This window comes from Acidimicrobiales bacterium (genome assembly GCA_040219085.1).
GTDB lineage: Bacteria > Actinomycetota > Acidimicrobiia > Acidimicrobiales > JAVJTC01 > JAVJTC01.
This window is the reverse complement of the sequence record JAVJTC010000010.1, coordinates 1-20,348: the sequence shown is the minus strand read 5'-3', so window position 1 is coordinate 20,348 and position 20,348 is coordinate 1. Positions and strand designations below refer to the sequence as shown.

Below are 20,348 nucleotides of genomic sequence, written 5' to 3'. Positions count from 1 at the left end.
GGGACATCACCGTGACCCATCCCGGCCTGGGCGGGTGCCCACACGTCTTCGTCACCGACCTCGATGCCCCCGAACTCGACCCCGACGACGATCACCACCTGGCTCGGGTGCTGCGGGTGCGCGCCGGTGACCCGATCACGATCTCCGACGGGCAGGGACGGTGGCGGCCCGCGCGTTTCGCGGCCGCTCCCGAGCCGGTGGGTGACGTCGTGGAGGTGCCTGCGCCGGCGAGCCCGGTGGCCGTCGCATTCGCTGTGGTCAAGGGGGGACGTCCCGAGTTGATCGTCCAGAAGCTCACCGAGATCGGCGTCGACCGAATCGTCGGGTACACCGCCGAGCGTTCGGTCGTCCGTTGGGACGCGGATCGAGCTGCCCGCCATCACGAGCGTTGGCTGCGGATCGTGCGGGAGGCGTCGATGCAGTCGCGGCGGTGTCGGCTCCCCACGGTGGAGCCTGTCTCCGCCTTCGCCGATCTCGCACGCGAACCGGGTGCACGCCGGTGCGAACCCGGCGCGCCGCTGGTTTGCGAGGCGGTCCCCCTGCTGGTCATCGGCCCGGAGGGCGGCTTCTCTGCAAGCGAACGTGCGCTTCTGCCCGCTGAACCGGTGGGTCTGGGCCCTAACGTGCTGCGAACCGAGACCGCCGCCATGGTGGCGGCGGCACTCGCCGTGGCCCGGCGTGAAGGTGGCGTAGGAGGCTGAGAACCTCGCGCGCCTCTGTCTGCGGCCGTATCGGGTGCGAGGAGGGCGGGAAGGGTCCGTAAGAACCACGCCGCGTGGTTGACTCACCGCAGATCGTTCTCTATTGTGACAGAGAGTGGTCGCATCAGTGGTCGACCGGCGCGTCCAGCGACCGGCCGCCGCCGCAGGTCCATTGCGGAAGTGGCCGATGAGAGGCACGGGGAAATGAGCGACGAGCACGACGAGAACGATCAGGCCTACGTCCGGGAGGTCGGCAGCCGCATCCGGGCGATCCGTCGGCAGAAGGGCCTGTCACTCCAAGACGTCGAGGCGGACTCCGCGGGTGAGTTCAAGGCGTCGGTGCTCGGCGCGTACGAACGTGCCGAGCGGGTGATCTCGGTTCCCCGGCTCCAACGACTGGCCGCGATCTACTCGGTTCCGATCGAACAACTGCTCCCCGGCGTGGGGATGACCCCGGTGTCGGGACCACGCGAGAGCGGTCCCTACGTGACCATCGACCTGCAGCGCCTGGACGGCCTCACCGGGGCCGAGGCGGAGATGCTCGCCCGCTATCTCACGATGATCCAGGTGCAACGTCAGGACTTCAACGGCCGGGTCCTCACGATCCGCTCCGATGACCTTCGCGCGCTGGCCTGCATTCTCGGCGTGGGCGTCGACCAGACCATCCCGCGCCTGTCCGAGCTGGGACTCGCGTTCGCCATCTGAGCGTTCGCCACGCCCTCAGGGATCCGCCGAGCTCCAGACCTCACCGTCGCCCCGCACGACGAGGCTCTCGCAGCCATCGGCCGGCGATGTCACAACGGTGGTTTCGAGCGGCGGTGACACCTCCGCCTCGAGGGTCGCGGTGAGTGGTTCGTCCCGTGGCCACCGGGCGAACATCCAGACCTCACCCGTCCCGCCCCGCACGAGATCCAGTGTCGCCGTACCGTCGCAGTCCCAGTCGCCGACGGCGAGGTCGTCGCCGGGCCGCCCCACCGGATAGCGGGCGCCGTCGATGATGACCGCTCCCGCCTCGATGACGACGTCGTCGGGGCATCCGTCGCCGTCCACGTCGTGGCCGGCCGCATCGGAGCACGGCGGAGTACCCGGGCTGATCCCCGCGGTCTGTGGTGGTTCGGGTGCGGTGTCCACCGCGGTCTGTCGTAGCGCTGCGTCATCGTCGGTGTCGAGGGAATCCTGCGCGGAGAAGTCGAGGGGGCCGTCCGCCGGGATGTCTCCCGACGAGGGCATGAGCGTGCCGACTCCCATCGCGACGGCGATGCCGGCGATCACCACGCAGCACGCGCCGAGTGCGGCGCGGGCCGCGCCTGGGAGGTTCCGGCCGGTACGGGCGGGCGCGGCGGCTTCGGACCGGACCGGGTCGGGATCGGGTACATCACCGGTCGCCGGCGGTGGTTCCCTGCGGGGGATCGGGGCTGCGCGGGTGGGGTCGTCGGCCGTATCGAGCCCGAAGGCGTCACGTAGGGCGTCGGCGACGCCCCGGGCGGAGTCGAAGCGCCCGGAGCGGATCTTGTCGGCAATGCCGTTCAACTCGGTCGACACCCCGTCGCGACGCGTGCGGAGGAACCGGGCGAAACCGGCGTCGGGCGCGCCCTTGCCCGCCGGTGCCACGACGCACAGCCGACCGAGGGCCTCGATGTCGTCGCGGCGTTCGACGGGTGGGGCCGCGGGGCTCAGCGCCGACGGATTGCTGACCCGGCGCGCCGAGGAGAGTCCCACGAGGACGGGGGAGCCGTTACCAGCGATGACGACGTGGTCCGGCCGTATCGCCCCGTGGACGATGCCCGCCTGGTGGAGCGCGTCGAGGGTGTCCGCGACCGCAGCGACCACCGCCGCCCGGTCGCGGGGACTGGGGGCCGACCACGTCGCGAGGGTGTGTCGACCGGCGTGGCGGAGCCGGAGGCACTCGGGGCTCGGCTGGGCGAGAAGGGTCGGGAGCCCGGCGATGTCGAGACCGGCCAGGATCTCCGCCTGAGCCGCGATGACGTCGTCGGGACCCGTCTTGTCGATGCACAGCGTGCCGTCCGGGGCGATGGCGAGCGCGGTTGACATGGCCACAGCCTCGCGCGTGGACCCGTCCGGGTAAAGGAGAGACTTCGAAAGTTATCGAAAGTTATTCAGGCTTATCGATTGTCCATCGGCACGTAATCCCGGGTCGTCGCACCGGTGTAGACCTGACGGGGACGGGCGATGCGCGAGTCGTGCTCCAGCATCTCGTTCCAGTGGGCGAGCCAACCCGACACGCGGGGGATGGCGAACAGGACCGTGAACATGTCGGTGGGGAAGCCCAGCGCCTGGTAGATCAGCCCGGAGTAGAAGTCGACGTTCGGGTAGAGCTTGCGGGAGACGAAGTAGTCGTCGGCGAGCGCCACCTCCTCGAGCTTCAGGGCGATGTCGAGGAGCGGGTTCTTACCCGTGATCGCGAACACCCTGTCCGCGTGTTCCTTGATGATCGCGGCTCGCGGGTCGTAGTTCTTGTAGACCCGGTGGCCGAATCCCATCAGACGGCCATTGCCGTCCTTGACCGACTGGATGAACGCATCGACGTTGTCGTAGGTGCCGATCTCGCCGAGCATCGACAGGACGGCCTCGTTCGCTCCGCCGTGTCGGGGCCCGTACAGCGCCGCACTCGCCGCGGCGACCGCGGAGTACGGGTCGGCATGGGAGCTCCCGACAACACGGGCGGTGCTCGTCGAGCAGTTCTGCTCGTGGTCGGCGTGGAGGATGAACAAGATGTCGAGAGCGCGGGCGATGGCCGGGTCCGTCTGGTAGACCGGTTCGGCGATCTTGAACATCATCGACAGGAAGTTGCTCGCGAAGTCGATGTCGTTGTTCGGATACACGTAGGGCATGCCGACCGAGAACCGGTGGCCGGCGGCTGCGATCGTCGGCATCTTGGCGATCAGCCGCACGATCTGGGCGTGGCGGACGTCGTAGTCCATCACGTTCTTCGCCTCGGGGTAGAAGGTCGACAGCGCTGCGACCGTCGAGATCAGCATCCCCATCGGGTGCGCGTCGTAATGGAACGACTCCATGAAGCGCTTGCGGAAGTTCTCGTGGATGTAGGTGTGGTGGGTGATCTCGTGCACCCAGGTGGCGTACTCGTCGGCCGACGGGAGTTCCCCGTTCAAGAGGAGATAGGCGACCTCGAGATAGGTCGAATGCTCGGCGAGCTGTTCGATCGGGTAGCCGCGGTACTGCAGTACGCCCGCCTCGCCGTCGATGTAGCAGATCGCACTGTCAGCTGCGGCCGTCGTTGCGAAGCCGAGGTCACGGAACCAGATGTTGGGCATGAGGTTCCGCCACTCGGTCGCGTCGACGGCTCCTCCTTCGATCGGGATCTCGACCGACTTGCCCGTCCGGTTGTCGGTGATGGTGATCGATTCGGACACCTTGTTCCCCTCTGCTCCTCGTGCGGTCAGCGGGCCGCGCTCATCCGGTCCGGTCGGATACCGGGGGGTGACGGGCGGCCCGAGGGGTGACACTACCAGCCGCCCGTTCCGTGGCGAATCCCGGAGGGGCGTCCGCATGGCCCGCGCGGCCCGCGAGGCCCCGGTCCGGCGTCACAGGGGCGAGTTGTCGTGGCGCCGGTTGACGAGGTGCTCGCGCTTCGACTGGAGGACGGTGAGGGCCGCGGCCACCTCGCGACGGGTCTCGGCGGGGTCGATCACGGCGTCGACCGAGCCACGGTCCGCGGCCCGGTAGGGGTTGAGAAGCCGGGCCTCGTAGTCGGCTTCGAGCATCGGCCGGTCGGCCGGATCGGTTCGACGGTGCAGGATCTCGACGGCGCCCTTCGCCCCCATGACGGCGATCTCGGCGTTGGGCCACGCCAGCGCCACGTCGTTGCCCATGTACTTGGAGTCCATGACGATGTAGGCACCGCCGTAGGACTTCCGCAGCGTGACGCACACGCGCGGCACGGTGGCCCGGGCGTACGCGAACGCGAGCTGGGCGCCGTGGCGGATCATCCCGCGCCATTCGAGATCTTTGCCGGGCTGGAACCCCGGCGTGTCCACGAAGGTGACGAGGGGGATCCCGAACGCGTCGCAGAACGCCACGAAGCGAGCGGCCTTCTGGGACGCGGCGATGTCGAGGGTCCCGGCGAGGATCTGTGGTTGGTTCGCGACTATGCCCACCGGGGTGCCGCCGATCGCAGCGAGGCCCGTGACGATGTTGGCGGCCCAGCGGGCTCTGCACTCCACGAGGATCCCGTCGTCGACCACGCTGCGGATCACGTCGCGGACGTCGTAGCTCCCCGTCGGCGACGTGGGCAGGACGGCGCCCGCTTCGGGGGTGGGACGGTCGACAGGATCGTCGGTGAGCACGGTCGGCGCGATCGCGTCGATGTGGGGCGGGAGGTAGAGGAGGAGCTCGGCGATGACGTCGATCGCCGCTTGTTCGTCGGTGACCACGAAGGACGCGAGCCCGGAACGGTCGGCGTGAACTCCCGGCCCGCCCAGCTCATCGGTCCCGATGGGCACGCCGGTGAACTGTTCCACCATGAGCGGGCCGCTGACGAAGGCGTAGCTGGCCTCGGTCATCACCACGAAGTCCGCGAAACCGAGCAGGAGGGCGGGGCCCGCCGCCACGGGTCCCGTCGCGCAGGCGAGGATCGGCACGACTCCCGAGGCGGCGGCGAGGGCCTTCGCCGCGGTTCCCCAGCCGAACGACGCGCCGATTCCCTCGGCGATGTTGGCGCCCGAAGATGAGATCAGAAGGACACAGGGGACCTGCTCGTGGCGGGCGAGTTCGGCTGCGTTGGAGATCACGGGTCCGCAGTCGAGGGTGAGTGCTCCCCGGTTCTCGCTGTCTCCTCCCACTGTGACGACGACCGCCCTGTTGCCACCGAGGTCTGTGAGCGTGGCGGTCGACGGGCCGGGCATCCCCGCGCGGATCTGCACTTCGGACATCGTCATTTCCTATCAGGCGTCGGCGCCCGCGCGGTGATCCCGTTCACGAACCGGGGTGGATGCCCTCCTGGGCGGGGCCCTCGTCGGCGACCAGGTCGGCCAGGAGCTCGACCACGGCGCGCGTCGCCGCCGATGCGGCGACGTTGCGCGGTCGCGCGAGGCCGACCGAACGCATCAGCAGCCCCTCGACGGGAACGATGACGAGGGGGTCGTCGGCATGGGCGGCGCTGGCGGGTACGAGCGCGGGGCCGAGCCCGGCTGCGGCCATCTCGGTGAGGAGCCGGACACCGTCCACTTCGATCCGGCCGTGTAGGGCGAGGCCCACGCGGGCGAGGTCCGCGTCGAGCTCTGTGCGGAACGCCGTCCCGCGGGCGGGCAGTAGTAGCGGGTGCGCTGCGAGATCCTCGGGGCTGATGACGTCCAGCGCGGCCAGGGGGTGGTCGGGGAGCGTGGCGACGACCACGTTCTCGGTGAACAGCTTCTCGGTGGTGATGTCGCGGTCGTCGACGGGGAGATTGACGAGGGCGAGGTCGAGTTCGTGGCGGGCGAGGCGCGGCCGGAGCTGGGCCGTGCTGGCCTCGATGATCGTCAAGGTCACGCCCGGGTGGGTGTCGAGGGTGGCGCGTCCCAGCCGGTGGGCGAGCCACCCCGCCGCCGAGCCGATGACGCCGATCACGACGTTGCCCGACACTTCCTGTCGGATTCCGGCGAGTTGCGGACCGATGCCGTCCAACTCGCTGCGGACGACCCGGGCCCGCGACGCGACCACCTCCCCTTCGGGCGTCAGCGCGCGGCTCGCCCGGTCCACGAGGACCGTGCCCAGCTCGTCCTCGAGCTTGGCGATGTGGGTCGAGACGTTGGACTGCACGGTGTGCAGTGCGAGCGCCGCCGCCGAGAAGGTGCCGTGTTCTGCAACCGCGAGGAGAGCATCGAGCTGTCGTAGATCCATCGTTCACCCTGCATTCATCATCGAATCCGACACTTTGACGTCAACGTTATCTCTCTGACAGATGCAAACTATCGCGAACAACTGTTTGATTCTGTCGGGGTTCGGGCGCATGATGAACACATCACATAAAGCCGAGGTTCTCGCACACCCCCCCCAGTGCGACTCGGCTGGTCGAAGGGCAGGTCCCCCCCGCGCCCGAGACCGATCGAAGAGAGACCGGATCCCCCCTCCGGTCTCTCTTCGGCGTTTTGGGCTGTGTTGTCGCCGCCTGCGGCGGACCGGCCCACCCTCGGTGGCGAGTCGCCCGGGCTGTGTCGTCGCCGCCTGCGGCGGTCTGTGTTGTGGCCGCTCGGTGCGGACCGCCCCACCCGGGTGGTGTCGTGGGGGGCCACTCCGGCCGTGGCGGCCCGAGTGCAGCGGTACCGTGAGCGCCATGGCGGCCGGCGCCTTCTTCGATCTCGACCGCACACTCCTGGCCTCGAGCAGCGGCGCCACCATCGCGGACATGATGCACAGCCGTGGCCTCCCGGCGCCGTCGATACCGGGTCAGCGGCTGCTCTTCGCTCTCTACGAGCGTTTCGGTGAGGATCCCGTCTCGATGGCGTTCGCCCGCCAGGCCGTGCGGATGGCGGCGGGACGGCGGCGCGACGAGCTGGTCGAGGTCGGCGAACTGGCCGCTCCCGAGCTCGCCGACCGGCTCCTGCCGTTCGCACGGGCCGAGATCGCCCGGCACCGCCGGGACGGACACCGCCTCGTCATGGCCACCACGACCCCCCACGAACTGGTCGAACCGCTCGCGCGGCGCCTCGGCTTCGATGATGTGGTGGCGACGCGCTACCGGGCCGTGCACGGCGTGTTCGACGGCACCATCGACGGTGAGTTCACCTGGGGGAGGGGGAAGCTCAGCGCCGTCGAGGCGTGGTGTCGGGCCGACGGCGTGGACCTCGCCGACAGCTGGGCCTACTCGGACAGCTACTACGACGCCCCGCTGCTGCGGGCGGTCGCACACCCCGTGGCGGTGAACCCCGACGCGCGTCTGCGTGTCATCGCACGGGTGTCGGGCTGGCCCGTCAGGGACTTCCGGGCGCCCGAGGGTGTCGCCACGATCTCGGGTCACGAGGTGCAGGAACTGTTGATGATCCTCGCCCGCCCCGAACTCCTGCCGTTGCTGGAAGCCGACGTGGACGGCGTCGACCGGATCCCCTCCGAGGGCCCGGCGATACTCGCGGCCAACCACCGCTCGTACTTCGATCCGGTCGTGGTGGCGTGGCTCGCCTACACCCGTAACCGCCCGATCCGCTACCTCGGCAAGGCCGAGTTGTTCGAGCACCCCGTGGTCGGGCCGCTCATGCGGGCGCTCGGCATGATCCGCGTCGACCGGGGTTCAGGCGCCAGTCAACCCCTCGACGAGGCCGCCGACTATCTGCGGGCCGGTGAGTTGATCGGGATCATGCCCCAGGGGACGATCCCGCGCGGCCCGGCCTTCTTCGAACCGGACCTGAAGGCCCGACCGGGGGTCGCCCGCCTGGCGGCGATGGTGGACGACGTCCCCGTCGTGCCGATCGGACTGTGGGGGACCGACCAGGTGTGGCCGCGGTCGGCGCGCCTCCCGCGGCTGTGGCAGATCCCCGAGGTGCGCGTGCGGGTCGGAAGCCCTGTCCGGCTGGCACACGAGAGCCACACCGCCGACACCGCGGCGATCATGGATGCGATCTCACGGCTGCTCCCCGCCGAGGCGCGTCACAGCCGTGAGCCGACGGTCGAGGAACTGGCCAGGACCTATCCGCCCGGTAGCCCCGGCGATCTCAGGCCCGACGCTGACGGATCAGGTTGAGCGCGGAGCCGGCCTTGAACCACTCGATCTGGTCGGGTGACATGGTCTGGCGGGTCGTGAAGTCCACCGTCGTCCCGTCCGGCTTCGTGATGCGGCAGGCCACCTCGGACTCCGGTGCGAGGTCGGCCAGGCCGAGGACCGAGATCGTGTCGTCCTCGCCGATCTTGTCGTAGTCCGCGGGGTCCACGAACGTCAGCGCCAGGACGCCCTGCTTCTTGAGGTTCGTCTCGTGGATGCGGGCGAACGAGCGGACGATCACGGCGCGACAGCGGCGGAACCGGGGCTCCATCGCAGCGTGCTCACGCGAGGAGCCCTCGCCGTAGTTCTCGTCGCCGATGACGACCCAGTCCTGGCCCGACTCGTGGAGGTGGGCGGCGATGTCGGGGTAGGACTTCGTCGTGCCGTCGAGGGGGTCCTTGCCGGTCCCGGCCTCGCCCGTGAACGCGTTGACGGCGCCGAGGAAGAGGTTGCCGGAGATGTTCTCGATGTGGCCCCGGTACTTGAGCCACGGGCCGGCCATCGAGATGTGGTCGGTGGTGCACTTGCCCTGCGCCTTCACGGCGACGGGCAACTCGACGAGGTCCTCGCCGTCCCACGCCGGGAAGGGCTCGAGGAGTTGGATGCGGTCACTCGTCGGGGACACGACGACGTCGATGCCGTCGCCACCGTCGGCGGGCGGGGCGACGAAGACCATCTCGCCCGGGTCGAAGCCGGCGGGCGGGAGTTCGATCCCCATCGGCTCCGCGAGGCGCACCTCTTCGCCGGCTTCGTTGGTGAGCGTGTCGTTGGCGGGGTCGAAGTCCACCCGGCCGGCCAGCGCCAGCGCGACAACCGTTTCGGGGCTGGTCACGAAGGACAGCGTCGAGGCGAACCCGTCGTTGCGCTTGGGAAAGTTGCGGTTGTAGCTGTTGACGATGACGTTCGTGTCGCCCTCGGAGACGTCGCTGCGCGACCACTGGCCGATGCAGGGGCCACACGCGTTGGCGAGCACCGTCGCTCCGGCGGCCTCGAAAGTCTCGAGGAGGCCGTCGCGCTCGATGGTCGCCCGGACCTGCTCGGAGCCGGGGGTGACGAGCAGCGGCGTCGTGACCTTGAGGCCCTTCGCGACGGCGTCGCGGATGATGGACGCGGCCCGGGTTATGTCCTCGTACGACGAGTTCGTGCACGAACCGATGAGCGCCTGGGAGATCTCCATCGGCCAGCCCTCGGCCTCGGCCTCGGCGCCGAACTGTGACACCGGGCGTGCGCGGTCGGGGGTGTGGGGGCCGTTGATGTGGGGCACGAGGGTGGACAGGTCGATCTCGATCACCCGGTCGTAGTACTCGCCGGGGTTGGCGAGCACCTCGTCGTCGGCGCGCAGGTGGTGGGCGACGGCGTTGGCGGCATCCGCGATCTCCTCGCGGCGCGTGGACTTGAGGTATCGCGCCATCGCCTCGTCGTAGGCGAACACCGACGTCGTGGCGCCGATCTCGGCGCCCATGTTGCAGATGGTGCCCTTGCCGGTGCAGGAGATGGCGTTGGCGCCCGGCCCGAAGTACTCCACGATCGCCCCGGTGCCGCCCTTGACGGTCAGGATCTCCGCCACCTTCAAGATGACGTCCTTGGGCGCGGACCAGCCGCGCAGTTCGCCCGTGAGGTGTACGCCGATCAGCTTGGGCCAGCGGACGTTCCACGGCTCGCCGACCATGACGTCGACGGCGTCGGCACCGCCGACCCCGATGGCGATCATGCCGAGGCCACCGGCGTTGGGCGTGTGGCTGTCGGTGCCGATCATCATCCCGCCCGGGAAGGCGTACTGCTCGAGCACCACCTGGTGGATGATCCCGCTGCCGGGCTTCCAGAACCCTGCGCCGTACCGGGCGCAGACGGACTCGAGGAAGTCGTAGACCTCGTCGTTGTTCTCGAGGGCGGCGAGCAGGTCACGCTTGCCGTCCACCTTGGCCTGGATGAGGTGGTCGCAGTGCGTCGTGGTCGGTGCCTGGACCTCGTCGAGGCCCGCGGTCATGAACTGGAGCCACGCCATCTGTGCCGTCGCGTCCTGCATGGCGACCCGGTCGGGGCGCAGATCCGAGTACGAGACCCCGCGGTCGATGCCGGCGGTGGCCGGGTCGTCGAGGTGGTTGCCGAGGATCTTCTCGGCGAGGGTCACCGGCCGACCGAGGCGCTCCCGCATGATGGCGACCCGCTCGTCGAGCGTGGCGTAGACGCCGTTGATCAGGTCGATGGGAGTGTTCGGTCCGACGGCCATGTGTTTCCCCTGGAGGTTCGTTGACTGCTGCTGAGTGGCGTGTGCGGCGATCCTAGAGCGCCGACCCGGGGCATACCCGAAGGCCGGGCTCCCCACACGATGTGATACAAGTATAGGACAAGTGAGGACCTTCCGCTATCAGGAGATCGCCACCGATCTGCGACGTCGGATCACCGACGGCGAGTTCGGCGCGGGCCGGATCCTGCCGAGCGAAGCGGAGCTCGGAACCGCCTACGAGGCGAGCCGGGTGACCGTGCGCAGGGCGCTCGATCTGTTGCGGGCCGAGGGACTCGTGGATTCCCGACAGGGCTTCGGGTGGTTCGTCGCCGCCGACCGGGTCAGCCAGGTTCTCGACGGCCTCGCCACCATCGAGGCGCAACTCGACGACTCCGGTCGCACGTCGGAGCGTCAGATCGTCGAGTTCCGGTTCACCGACGCCCCGGCGCATGTCGCGGCGGTCCTGGGTTCGCGGGTCCTCGAGGTCCGGCGCGTCAACCTCGCGGACGGACATCCATTCGCCCGGGTGACGGTGTGGTGCCGTGAGGACCTCGGCGCCGAGCTGTCCCACTCCGATGTGGAGCGGGCCAGCTTCGGGGACCTCTTGAGCATCGACCTGGCCGGTGCCACCCAGCGCATCGGCGCAGCGACGGTGTCCGACGCCGACGCGGCGTTGTTGGACGTGCCGACGGGGTCGCCCGTGCTCGTGGTGTCACGGACGACCACGTCGACCGACGGTGAACCGGTGCTCGTGTCCGAGCACGTCTTCCCCGGCCACCTCACCGAGTTCGTCGTGGACCTTCGGGCGGGGCAGGGCTCGGAGACCGGTGAACGGCCGGCTCTGCGTCTCGTCGACGAGAGCTGAGCGCTGTTCTCAGAGGTCGGTGCCTACCGCCGCGACCAGCCGGCTGGCCATACGCAGGATCAGCGCGGTCAGATGCGGGGCCAGGCGGGACGGCGGTTGCGCCGGGACCGGTCACGGCTACCGAGTTGCCATGCCCTGCGCCACGATGCCGCGGCCGGACCCGACATGGAGGGGACGTCGCCGGCGTGGAACCGTCGGCGGGCCTGCCACCAGTCGGTGGCCACCTCGTCCGCGAGTGAGGAGACGGCGATCTCGATGCGTGTCGCGAGGCCACGGGAACGCTCGCCGTCGTCGGCGACCACGGGCGCGCCGAAGGCCACCGTGGTCCGGGCCGGGCGGGGGAGCAGTGATCCCTTGCGCAGGATGCGTCCCGTTCCCGAGAGATGGACGGGGATGACCGGGACGCCGCAGCGCAGCGCGAGGTAGGCGGCGCCGCCGCGGAACTCCTGGGCCCACCCGTCGGGGCTGCGGCCGCCCTCGGGGTAGATGAGCAGCGACCAGCCCTCGTCGAGGATGCGGGCGGCCTCGTCGGCGGAGGTCCGGCCCACCTTCGACCGTTCGATCGGGATCGCCCCCACGAACAGGGCCGAGGCGGCGCTCGTCACCGGGTTGGAGAAGAAGTAGTCGGCGGCCGCACCGACGACGAGGTGGTGCCGCAGGTGCGCCGGGATCGACGTGGCGATCAGCGGCGTGTCGAGGTGGCTGTGGTGGTTGGCCGCGAAGATCACCGGACCGTCGATGTCGTCGAGGCGGTCCAGTCCGATGCGTTCGGGCTGAGCGAGAACCCTGACCGTCGGCCGGACGATCGACTCGACCGCGGCCGCCCGCACGACCCGTGCGAAGTCGGTGCGGGCCCAGTCGGTGTCGTAGTCCACGCCGCGACCCTCGGGCTTCGGAACGGGCCCGGCTGCCTTCGGCACCGTCGGTGCCCGGTAGGGGAATTCGAGGCGCGGCGGGCGCAGACGGCCGAGACGGCGGGCGCGCCGCTGCACGGACCGGGCGGTCATGCGCATCTTGCGCATCTCGGTGCGGGTGTCGAACACGGCTCAGGTCACGTCCGCGATCAGCAGCGGCGGTGCGTGCAGGTGGGTGATGGTGGGCTCGCGACCGACGACGTCGGAGGCCATCTCGAGCGCGTCGTTGAGCGTCGACGCGGGCTGGAAGCCCAGGCGGTGCACCGCCTTCACATTGCCGCCGACGATGATGACCTTGCCGAGATGGTCCAGGGCGTGGGCGCCCCAGTACCACATGTAGAACGGGTGGACGCCGTGGTAGGCGTAGCTCGTGCGGTACAGGTGGATGTACCACTCGTCCTCGGCGAAGCGCTTCTCGTACTTCGCCTCGATCTCGAGCGGATCGGTCGTGTCGGTGAGGACCTGCTCGAAGAAGTCGATGTAGCTCGGGTGGTGGACCGGGTGGAACTCCCACGGGGTCGGGTGCGTCATGATCACGACGCCTCCGGGGCGCACCAGCGGACGTCCCCGGTACAGGTTGAAGTAGTACCCGAGCCCGAGGCACATGACGAGGATCGGGTTCATGATCGAGTTGACGTTGTAGGGGCACAGGTAGGGGAGCCCGAGCGTCAGGACGTCGGTCTGGCCCTTGACCTCGACCACCTGCTGGTCGTGGACGTGGGCGAGGGTCTTCTCGTGGACGGCCTCCACCTCGCCCGCGTACACCGACGTCAGGTCGTAGGGGGACTTCCAGGTCTGGAAGGCAGCCCGGCGGGCGGCCGAGGGCATGGCCTTCAGGCCGGTCTGCATGGCGACGAATTTGGCCCGGTCGGCAGCGTTCCACTCCCACTCGCGCTTCTGGAACATGCCGAGGGGGCCGTCGAGACCGTAGGTGTTGTTGTTGACCGTGGTCTCGATCTGGAAGATCGGCGGGCCGTGCTTCTTGATGATCTCGCCCTGGCGCCAGTTCGAGTGGTGCAACTCGGACTTGTGACGGTCCATGAAGGACTTGGAGTGGACCATCGTCTTGACGTTGTGGTGGTGACGCAGCGCCTTGTAGCCGGACAGACCGGTGGCCGTCGACTTCCAGCCGCCGTCCATGGCGACGAGGTTGATGTTCACGTACACGACGAGGTCGCTCTCGGCGGCCCGGCGCGACATCTGGACATCTTCGCCGTGGTCGGTGGTGCCGAGGATCACCATCCCGTCGGGGTCCTCGGCGTCGTGGTTGTAGAGCTGGCCCGACGGGGCGAACGCGTCGTAGACGCGGTCGCCGACGGCGTGGCGCAGTTCGTTCTCGGTCATGCGCCGGTGCAGGGCGAGTGCGGCGATGAGGTGCACGTCGTCCACGCCCGCGGCCGCGGCAAGGTCCAGAACGGCTTCGATGATGCGCTGGCGGATGTCGGGGCGGCGCATCGGCGGCAGCGGCAGCGAGATGTCGTCGAACGCGATGGTCAGCTTCATCCCGGGCTTGAGCAGGGCCGGGAGCGGGTCGTGGTCGAGGGGTTCGAGCAGCGCCCGGCGGATGGCGCCGTCGGGGTCGTCGATGCCGTCGACCGCCTCGGCGGGGTAGATCACCCGGGACCGGTCGGGCGGGAGCTTCTCGAGCGAGAATCCCTCACCACGGTGGAACAGGATGGGCGGTGTCGAACGGTCGACGTCGAGCACGAAGCCCTTCCGGGGGGTGCGTCGCGGACTCACGCGCGGGTCCTCTCGTCGGGTGTGTGCGCTGGGGTCGGGCTCGCGTGGGGCGAGCTGCGTCGGGAACTCACGCGGTCCTTCTCCTGCCGATGGGCAACAGTTTGCGGGGTCCACCGGGGGCCTTGTCGAAGATCTCCACGAGCCAACCCCGCCGGCGGGCGAGGGTGGCGAGTTTCGTCTCGGGGTTGACCGCGACGGGGAAACCGACGGCTTCGAGCATGGGGAGGTCGCTCGTCGAGTCCGCATAGGCGCAGGCCTCCGACAGCGACAGGCCTTCGGCCTCGGCGTAGTCGGCGAGGCCCTGGGCGCGGCTCTCGCCGGTGGGCGGGACCTCGAGGAGTTGGCCTGTGTAGACGTCGCCATCGGTGGCGAGGTGGGCGCACACGACCTCGTCGAAGAGGGGGCGGAACGGGGCGACGACGAAATCCAGCGCACCGGTGATCAGCACCGTACGGTGGCCGAGCGCCCGGTGTTCGCGCACCCGACGTATGCCGGCGGGGAACGACTGTTTCAAGATGACGTCACTGAACATCTCGTAGGTGTCGGTCTCGAGTTGCTCGATGGGGGCGCCCTTGTAGCGGCGGTAGAACTGGCGCAGGAAGTCGCTGCGGTCCCGGCGGTCCAGGGCCAGCAGGCCGGGTGCCTGCAGCAGGGTCTTCGCGACGAGGCGGATGCGGTCCTCGTCGTTGAGGCGCCGGGTGGCCAGCCACCCCCACGAGGCGACGACGTTCGACGCGATGAGCGTGTTCTCCAGGTCGAAAGCCGCGATGTGGCGGTCGGGTGAGAGGACCTGTCGGCGCAGCCGGGTGGAGCGGCTCTCGCCGCCCTTTCCGCTCGGGGCCACCTTCACACGGCCCTGGATCATCACCGACGGGAAATGGATGTCGGTGAGGTAGTGGTCCCAGTCGATGGTGCGCGGGTCGAAGTTGAAGGCCGCTCGGTCTGCTTCAGGTAGCGATCCGTGCAGCCGCAGCAGCTCCGAGGTGCCGTACGTGGCCTCGCACTCGACGTACATGCCGTAGAGCTCGACGTATCCCATGGCCCGTTCGAGCTGCTCGCGCTGTTCTTCGATCTCCCCCGCGAGCACGGCGCCGCGGCCGCGCACCGGTAGGACCTGCAGCGCCCGCTCGGCGACCCTCAGGCCGCGGCGTGCCCGATCCAGTTGGCCCTTCGCTTCGTGGATGGACGGGTAGGACCACCGGGTGGGGCTGATGGGCTGGTCGCGCTCGTCGTAGATCGGGTTCTCGGAGAACCAGGCGTGGGCGAAGTCGTGCAGGCCCTGGAATCTCAGCGGGTTGGTGGAACCCGATGCCACCTGGAACACCTCGGGCTGGTCCTCGGGGCCCTTGGCCGCCACGGCGCAGATGGCCGACACGACGTGGTCCACCGGGATCACGTCGAGCGCGCCCTCGGGCAGCCCGGGGAAGTCCTTCAGCAGGCCGCGGCCGAAGGCGATGATGATCGGCTCGGCCATGCGGAACCCGCGGATCCAGCCGGGGAAGGGTTCGGCGTAGGACGATTCGATGATCGACGGCCGCACGATGGACAGCGGGATGTCGCCGCGGGTCTCGACGAGGGCCTGCTCGGCGAGGGCCTTCGTGAAGGCGTAGGCGTCGGGGAAGCCGAGCGACGCGGCGCGGGCGCGGCCCGCGTCGACGAGTTGGTCCTTGATCCAGCGCTGGCGGTGCTGTTCGGACTTGGCGGCCAGGGCGGTGTTGCCCGCGGCGCCGACTTCGTCCGACGCCATCTTCTGGAACTCGCCGAGGCGGTCCGGCGTGCGGCTCTCGTCTTCGAGGGTGATGCGGGACCGGCGGGCCGAGTCTGCCTCGGTGCGCCAGTCCACGTCGATGGCGAACGCCGAGTCTGCGAGGAGTTGTTCGGGGGCGGCGCCCTTGCGGTTGCCCGCCACGTAGGCGGTGGACACGGCGATGAGGTGCGGGGTGACGCCGAGTTCGTTGAGTGTCGCCGCAAGGCGCACGGGGCCCAGGAGATTGGTCTCCACCGCGAGGTCATAGGGGTTGTCGAAGGCGACGGCGGCGGCCGAGTGGATCACGATGTCGCAGCCGGCGAGCATCTCTCGCCCCTCGTCGTCGAGGGCGAGATCGTCGGCGGTGACGTCGGCGGCGATGGGGTGGATCCGCTGCTCGATCATCGCCGCGAAGGCGTCGGGCCCGACCTGTTCGCGCAGGCGGTCGAAGCAGTCGTTGCGGAGGATGTCTCGTTCGACGCGTTTGGTGGCGCCGCGTCGGCCGGGTCGAACGAGCAGGACGATCTCGCAGTCGTCGACGGTGCGCAGGAGCCGCTCGGTGAGCGCGGTGCCCAGGAACCCGGTGGAGCCGGTCATCGCGATGCGCTTGCCGGCGAGTGCCTCGCTGATCACCGCGTGTTGGCTCCCATGTGTCCCGAGTGTCCCGAGTGTCCCGTGTACCTGGCTGTGCCCCTGGCCGTGTTCCTGCCGCTGCCGTGCCTCGATGGCTCCGTGGGCGGGCTGGCCGGGTGCTCTCTACCACATGGTAGAGGAGCGTCTAGGATCGCGCGATGGACACCCGGGAGCGAATCCTCGTCACGGCGACGACGATGTTCGGCGCCCGGGGGTACGAGGCCACGTCGCTCGACGCCGTCGCCGACGAACTCGGCATCCGCAAGCAGACGATCCTGTACCACTATCCGTCCAAGGAGCGGCTGCTCGAGGCCGTGGTGGACGCCGCGGTGGCGGACCTGGTGAAGGCCCTCGATGCGGCCGTCGGCCACGAGGGCGATGCGTTCGAACGGGTGGAGGCGGTGGTGCGTGCGGTGTTCCGTCTGGCCGTCCGCCGCCCGGCTGTTCTCGGCCTGTTGCGCGAGATCACCCGACTCGGTGATCCGTGGACGACGCGGGTGGCCACTGCGCTCGAGCCGATGGTTGACGCCGCCACTGCGAGCTTGGCTGCGGCGATGGACGACGGTGACGTCCGGCGCTGCGATCCGCGCCTGCTGCTGGTGTCGGTGTACTCGACCGTCGTCGGGGTGGCGACCGAGATCGAGGTTCTGCGCGCGGTCGGTATCGAGCCGACTCTGCGGGAAACGGTGCGGCGCCGCGCGGAACTGCTCGGGTTCCTGCGGTCCGCGCTGCGCTGAGCGCGCTGTCTGCGCTGTCGGTCCTTTCACCGGTGCAAGTGGCGGTGGGCGCGACGCCGGGCGAAGCGCTCGAGCGCGAGGCGGACGAGTTCGTCGACGAGTTCCGTGTAGGCCACGCCGCTGGCGGCCCACATCCGGGGGTACATCGAGATGGGGGTGAAGCCGGGCATCGTGTTGACCTCGTTCAACAGGACACGCTCGCCGGACACGAAGACGTCCACCCGGGCGAGGCCTTCGACCCGCATCGCCCGGGCCGCGTCGGCGGCCAGTTGCCGCAGCGTCGTCTCGGTCGACTCGTCGAGCAGCGCTGGCACGAGCAGTTCGGCCGCGTCGTCCACGTACTTGTCGGCGTAGTCGTAGAAGTCCCCGGCGGGCTTGATCTCGCCGGGTACCGAGATGCGATAGGGGTCGTTGCCGAGGACGCCGATCTCGATCTCGCGGCCGACGATCGCTTCCTCCACCACGATCCACTCGTCGTAGCGGGCCGCCGTCTCGAGCGCCTCGTCCAGGGAGTCCACGTCCGTGGCCCGTGACACTCCGACGGAGCTGCCCATGTTGGCGGGCTTGACGAACGCCGGGAGGCCGAGCGTGCCGGCCAGCAGTTCGGCGGTGTCGGTGTCGATGTCGGCGGTGCGCAGTGCCCGGTAGGCGGCCTGGGGGATGCCGTGGTGTGCAGCGACCTCCTTGGCCTTGGCCTTGTCCATCGCCAGGGCGGACCCGAGCACTCCGGTCCCGACGTAGGGGAGGTCGAACGTCTCGAGCAGGCCCTGGATGGTTCCGTCCTCGCCCATCGGTCCGTGCAGCAGGGGAAACACGACCGTCGCGCCCGCGGGTCCGCTGGTCGGGCCGTCAGCCGGTGAGTCGGGTGCGGAGTCAGCTGAGCCGCCCGGCGGGCCGTCGGCCGGGGCGAGTAGCACCTGGCTCGGGGTGACCGGCGTTCCGGCGGTGTCCAGCGCCGCGGGGAACTCGCCGGACGCGATAGCCGCGTTGGCTGCCTCGGCGCGGGTCCAGATTCCGTCACGGCCGATTCCGACCGCGACTATGTCGTAGCGGTCCCGGTCGGCTGCAGCGAGCACGTGGCGCGCGGAGACGCACGAGATGTCGTGTTCGGCGGATACGCCTCCGAAGAGGACCACGAGTCTGATCCTGCGCGGCATCGGCCGCGAACCTACCGGCTCGGACTCGCGCCGGTCCGGACGGTGGTCGTGGAAGACTGCGCCCATGAAGCTGACCGTGGCCGAGATTCTCGAAGCGACAGGTGGTTCGTTGGCCGGTCGGCGTGCCGGCTCGACGGGCCCGGATGGCGGCGCTGGTGAGGGCGGGGGCGCCGGCGACCCCGCCGGGTCGGTGGTGGTGGAGTCGTTCACCCAGGACTCCCGCACGGTCTCGCCCGGGGCCCTGTTCGTCCCGCTGTTGGCCGAACGTGACGGTCACGACTTCATCGGCGCGGCGGTCGACTCGGGCGCGGCGGCGTACCTGACCGCCCGACCTGACGATCCGCCGGTGGGTGACGCGGTGGCGATCGTCGTGGACGACACGCAGGTGGCCCTCGAGGCGCTGGGGTCGGCGGCGCGGGATCGGATCGCCGGACCGGTCATCGGCATCACCGGCTCGGTTGGCAAGACGTCGGTCAAGGACTTCACCGCGGCGGTGTTGAACGTCGACCGGCCGACCCACGCCGCTGATCGCTCCCACAACAACGAGATCGGCGTGCCGCTCACTCTGCTCAACACCCCCGACGGCACCTCGACGGTCGTGGTCGAGATGGGTGCCCGCGGTCCGGGTCACATCGCCCATCTGTGTGGCATCGCCCGACCGACCGTGGGCGTCGTGACCCGCGTGGCCGCTGCGCACACGGAGATCTTCGGATCCCTGCGGGCGGTGGCGCGTGCCAAGTCCGAGTTGGTGGAGGCTCTGCCCTCGTCGGGTTTCGCTGTTCTCAACGCCGAGGACCGCCGGGTGGCCGAGATGGTGAGCTTCACGACCGCCGCGGTCACCACCTACGGGGGTGTCCGGGCCGACGTCACCGCCCGTGACGTGACCCTCGACGACGACCTGCGGCCGAGCTTCACGCTCGTGCACCGGACCGGCGAGGTGCCCGTCACCCTCGCCGCCCGCGGCGCTCACATGGTGTCCAACGCGCTGGCCGCGGCGTCCGTGGGCATCGTCGCCGGACTCGATCTCGCCACGATCGCTGCCGGCCTCGCCGCGGCTGAGCTCTCGCCTCTGCGTATGGACGTGGTCCGCACGCCGACGGGAGGGATCGTCATCAACGACGCGTACAACGCCAACCCTGCGTCCATGTCGGCCGCGCTCGATGCCCTCATGGCCCTCGACGTGAAACGCCGCTTCGCCGTCCTGGGGGTCATGGCCGAGCTGACGCCCAAAGAGCATGGACCCTCGCACCGCGCCGTGGCCGAGCGGGCCGCCGCCGGGGGCGTCACCGTGGTGGTGGTGGGGGAGGAGGCCTACGGTCTCGACCCGGTGGAGGGGCCCGCCGATGCCGTGGCCGCACTCGGCGGGCTCGGTCCGGGGGACGCGGTCCTCGTCAAGGCGAGCCGCGTCGCCGCGCTCGAGCGCGTCGTCGATCTCCTCTCCGGTCCATAGCGCTCGAGACCCGAGCCGCGTCACGCTGCCCAGGGTCGAGCACGTCCCGTCAGGTCGCGAGGAGTTCATCGGCGTGGCTGGTTCACGCTGCTGCATCGGCCTGGTGGGGTGGTGCGTTGGCTCGGTGGTGCCATGTGAGGTTGGGGGCGGTGCCGGTGACGGCGATCTCTCCGTTGTGGAGGGCGGTGTGGTGGCGGCGGCAGAGGAGGGTGAGGTTGGCGAGGCTTGTGGGGCCGCCGTTGGCCCAGTGCACGATGTGGTGGGCGTCGCACCATTCGGCTGGTGTGGTGCAGTCGGGTTCGGTGCAGCAGCGGTCTCGGGCGACGAGCGCGTCCCACATGGCCGGTGGGGGTGTGCGGGTTCTCTGGCCGAGACCGCTGCTGCACCGAACCCGACTGCACCACACCCGCAGAATGGTGCGACGCCCACCACATCGTCCACTGGGCCAACAGATCGGAAGAGCGTC

General features: G+C 69.7%; 16 protein-coding genes. 6 read left to right on the top strand and 10 right to left on the bottom strand.

The genetic code is table 11. From position 1 onward, the window contains the following. The first annotated feature begins 11 nt into the window (after window positions 1–11). Together RIE08_04995 and RIE08_04990 are read left to right on the top strand one after the other, a co-directional pair. Window positions 12–701 (top strand): RsmE family RNA methyltransferase, encoded by a 690-nt coding sequence (locus RIE08_04995; protein MEQ8716949.1) that lies wholly within the window; start codon window positions 12–14, stop codon window positions 699–701. Window positions 702–905: 204 nt separating this feature from the next. Beyond that, window positions 906–1,406 carry a transcriptional regulator gene (locus tag RIE08_04990; GenBank protein MEQ8716948.1) on the top strand — a complete coding sequence of 167 codons (501 nt, stop codon included), beginning with the start codon at window positions 906–908 and terminating at the stop codon, window positions 1,404–1,406. A 15-nt stretch (window positions 1,407–1,421) separates the two neighbouring features. Here the strand turns inward: RIE08_04990 and RIE08_04985 are convergent, their stop codons facing one another. The 4 genes from RIE08_04985 to RIE08_04970 all read right to left on the bottom strand — a co-directional run bounded on the left by RIE08_04985 (window position 1,422) and on the right by RIE08_04970 (window position 6,560). Then, window positions 1,422–2,753, bottom strand: a complete 1,332-nt coding sequence (locus tag RIE08_04985; GenBank protein ID MEQ8716947.1) for a hypothetical protein — start codon at window positions 2,751–2,753, stop codon at window positions 1,422–1,424. 71 nt (window positions 2,754–2,824) lie between these two features. After that, on the bottom strand, window positions 2,825–4,093 hold the full coding sequence (locus RIE08_04980; protein MEQ8716946.1) for a citrate synthase: 1,269 nt from the start codon (window positions 4,091–4,093) through the stop codon (window positions 2,825–2,827). Window positions 4,094–4,264: 171 nt separating this feature from the next. After that, window positions 4,265–5,611, bottom strand: coding sequence for a carboxyl transferase domain-containing protein (locus tag RIE08_04975; GenBank protein MEQ8716945.1), 1,347 nt, complete (start codon window positions 5,609–5,611; stop codon window positions 4,265–4,267). 43 nt (window positions 5,612–5,654) lie between these two features. After that, window positions 5,655–6,560 (bottom strand): LysR family transcriptional regulator, encoded by a 906-nt coding sequence (locus RIE08_04970; protein MEQ8716944.1) that lies wholly within the window; start codon window positions 6,558–6,560, stop codon window positions 5,655–5,657. 433 nt (window positions 6,561–6,993) lie between these two features. Between RIE08_04970 and RIE08_04965 the strand changes: the two genes are divergently transcribed. Then, entirely contained in the window at window positions 6,994–8,394 is a 1,401-nt protein-coding gene (locus RIE08_04965) for an HAD-IB family hydrolase (protein ID MEQ8716943.1), read from the top strand. Here RIE08_04965 and RIE08_04960 read toward each other — a convergent pair. Further along, window positions 8,366–10,642 carry an aconitate hydratase gene (locus tag RIE08_04960; GenBank protein ID MEQ8716942.1) on the bottom strand — a complete coding sequence of 759 codons (2,277 nt, stop codon included), beginning with the start codon at window positions 10,640–10,642 and terminating at the stop codon, window positions 8,366–8,368. The genes RIE08_04965 and RIE08_04960 overlap by 29 nt on opposite strands. Window positions 10,643–10,763: 121 nt before the next feature. Here RIE08_04960 and RIE08_04955 point away from each other — a divergent pair, with 121 nt between their 5' ends. Next, window positions 10,764–11,504 carry a GntR family transcriptional regulator gene (locus RIE08_04955; protein ID MEQ8716941.1) on the top strand — a complete coding sequence of 247 codons (741 nt, stop codon included), beginning with the start codon at window positions 10,764–10,766 and terminating at the stop codon, window positions 11,502–11,504. Between the two features lie 68 nt (window positions 11,505–11,572). On the opposite strand, the gene RIE08_04950 is transcribed toward RIE08_04955, so the two are convergent. The 3 genes from RIE08_04950 to RIE08_04940 all read right to left on the bottom strand — a co-directional run bounded on the left by RIE08_04950 (window position 11,573) and on the right by RIE08_04940 (window position 16,538). Beyond that, on the bottom strand, window positions 11,573–12,547 hold the full coding sequence (locus tag RIE08_04950) for a lysophospholipid acyltransferase family protein (protein MEQ8716940.1): 975 nt from the start codon (window positions 12,545–12,547) through the stop codon (window positions 11,573–11,575). A gap of 3 nt (window positions 12,548–12,550) precedes the next feature. Beyond that, the gene (locus RIE08_04945; protein MEQ8716939.1) at window positions 12,551–14,158 is read right to left on the bottom strand and encodes a lactate racemase domain-containing protein; all 1,608 of its coding nucleotides are present in this window, start codon (window positions 14,156–14,158) and stop codon (window positions 12,551–12,553) included. A gap of 67 nt (window positions 14,159–14,225) precedes the next feature. Beyond that, window positions 14,226–16,538, bottom strand: coding sequence for an HAD-IB family hydrolase (locus RIE08_04940; protein ID MEQ8716938.1), 2,313 nt, complete (start codon window positions 16,536–16,538; stop codon window positions 14,226–14,228). Between the two features lie 158 nt (window positions 16,539–16,696). Between RIE08_04940 and RIE08_04935 the strand changes: the two genes are divergently transcribed. Then, window positions 16,697–17,275, top strand: a complete 579-nt coding sequence (locus RIE08_04935; protein MEQ8716937.1) for a TetR/AcrR family transcriptional regulator — start codon at window positions 16,697–16,699, stop codon at window positions 17,273–17,275. Window positions 17,276–17,301: 26 nt separating this feature from the next. Here RIE08_04935 and RIE08_04930 read toward each other — a convergent pair whose 3' ends face one another. Next, complete coding sequence (locus RIE08_04930) at window positions 17,302–18,432, bottom strand: D-alanine--D-alanine ligase family protein (protein ID MEQ8716936.1); 1,131 nt, start codon at window positions 18,430–18,432, stop codon at window positions 17,302–17,304. A gap of 64 nt (window positions 18,433–18,496) precedes the next feature. On the opposite strand from RIE08_04930, the gene murF reads away from it, so the two are divergent. Beyond that, window positions 18,497–19,882: a UDP-N-acetylmuramoyl-tripeptide--D-alanyl-D-alanine ligase gene (murF, locus tag RIE08_04925; protein MEQ8716935.1), complete on the top strand. Its 1,386-nt coding sequence runs from the start codon at window positions 18,497–18,499 to the stop codon at window positions 19,880–19,882. A gap of 82 nt (window positions 19,883–19,964) precedes the next feature. Here the strand turns inward: murF and RIE08_04920 are convergent. After that, the coding region (locus RIE08_04920; protein MEQ8716934.1) for an HNH endonuclease signature motif containing protein at window positions 19,965–20,348 on the bottom strand (384 nt) is incomplete at its 5' end.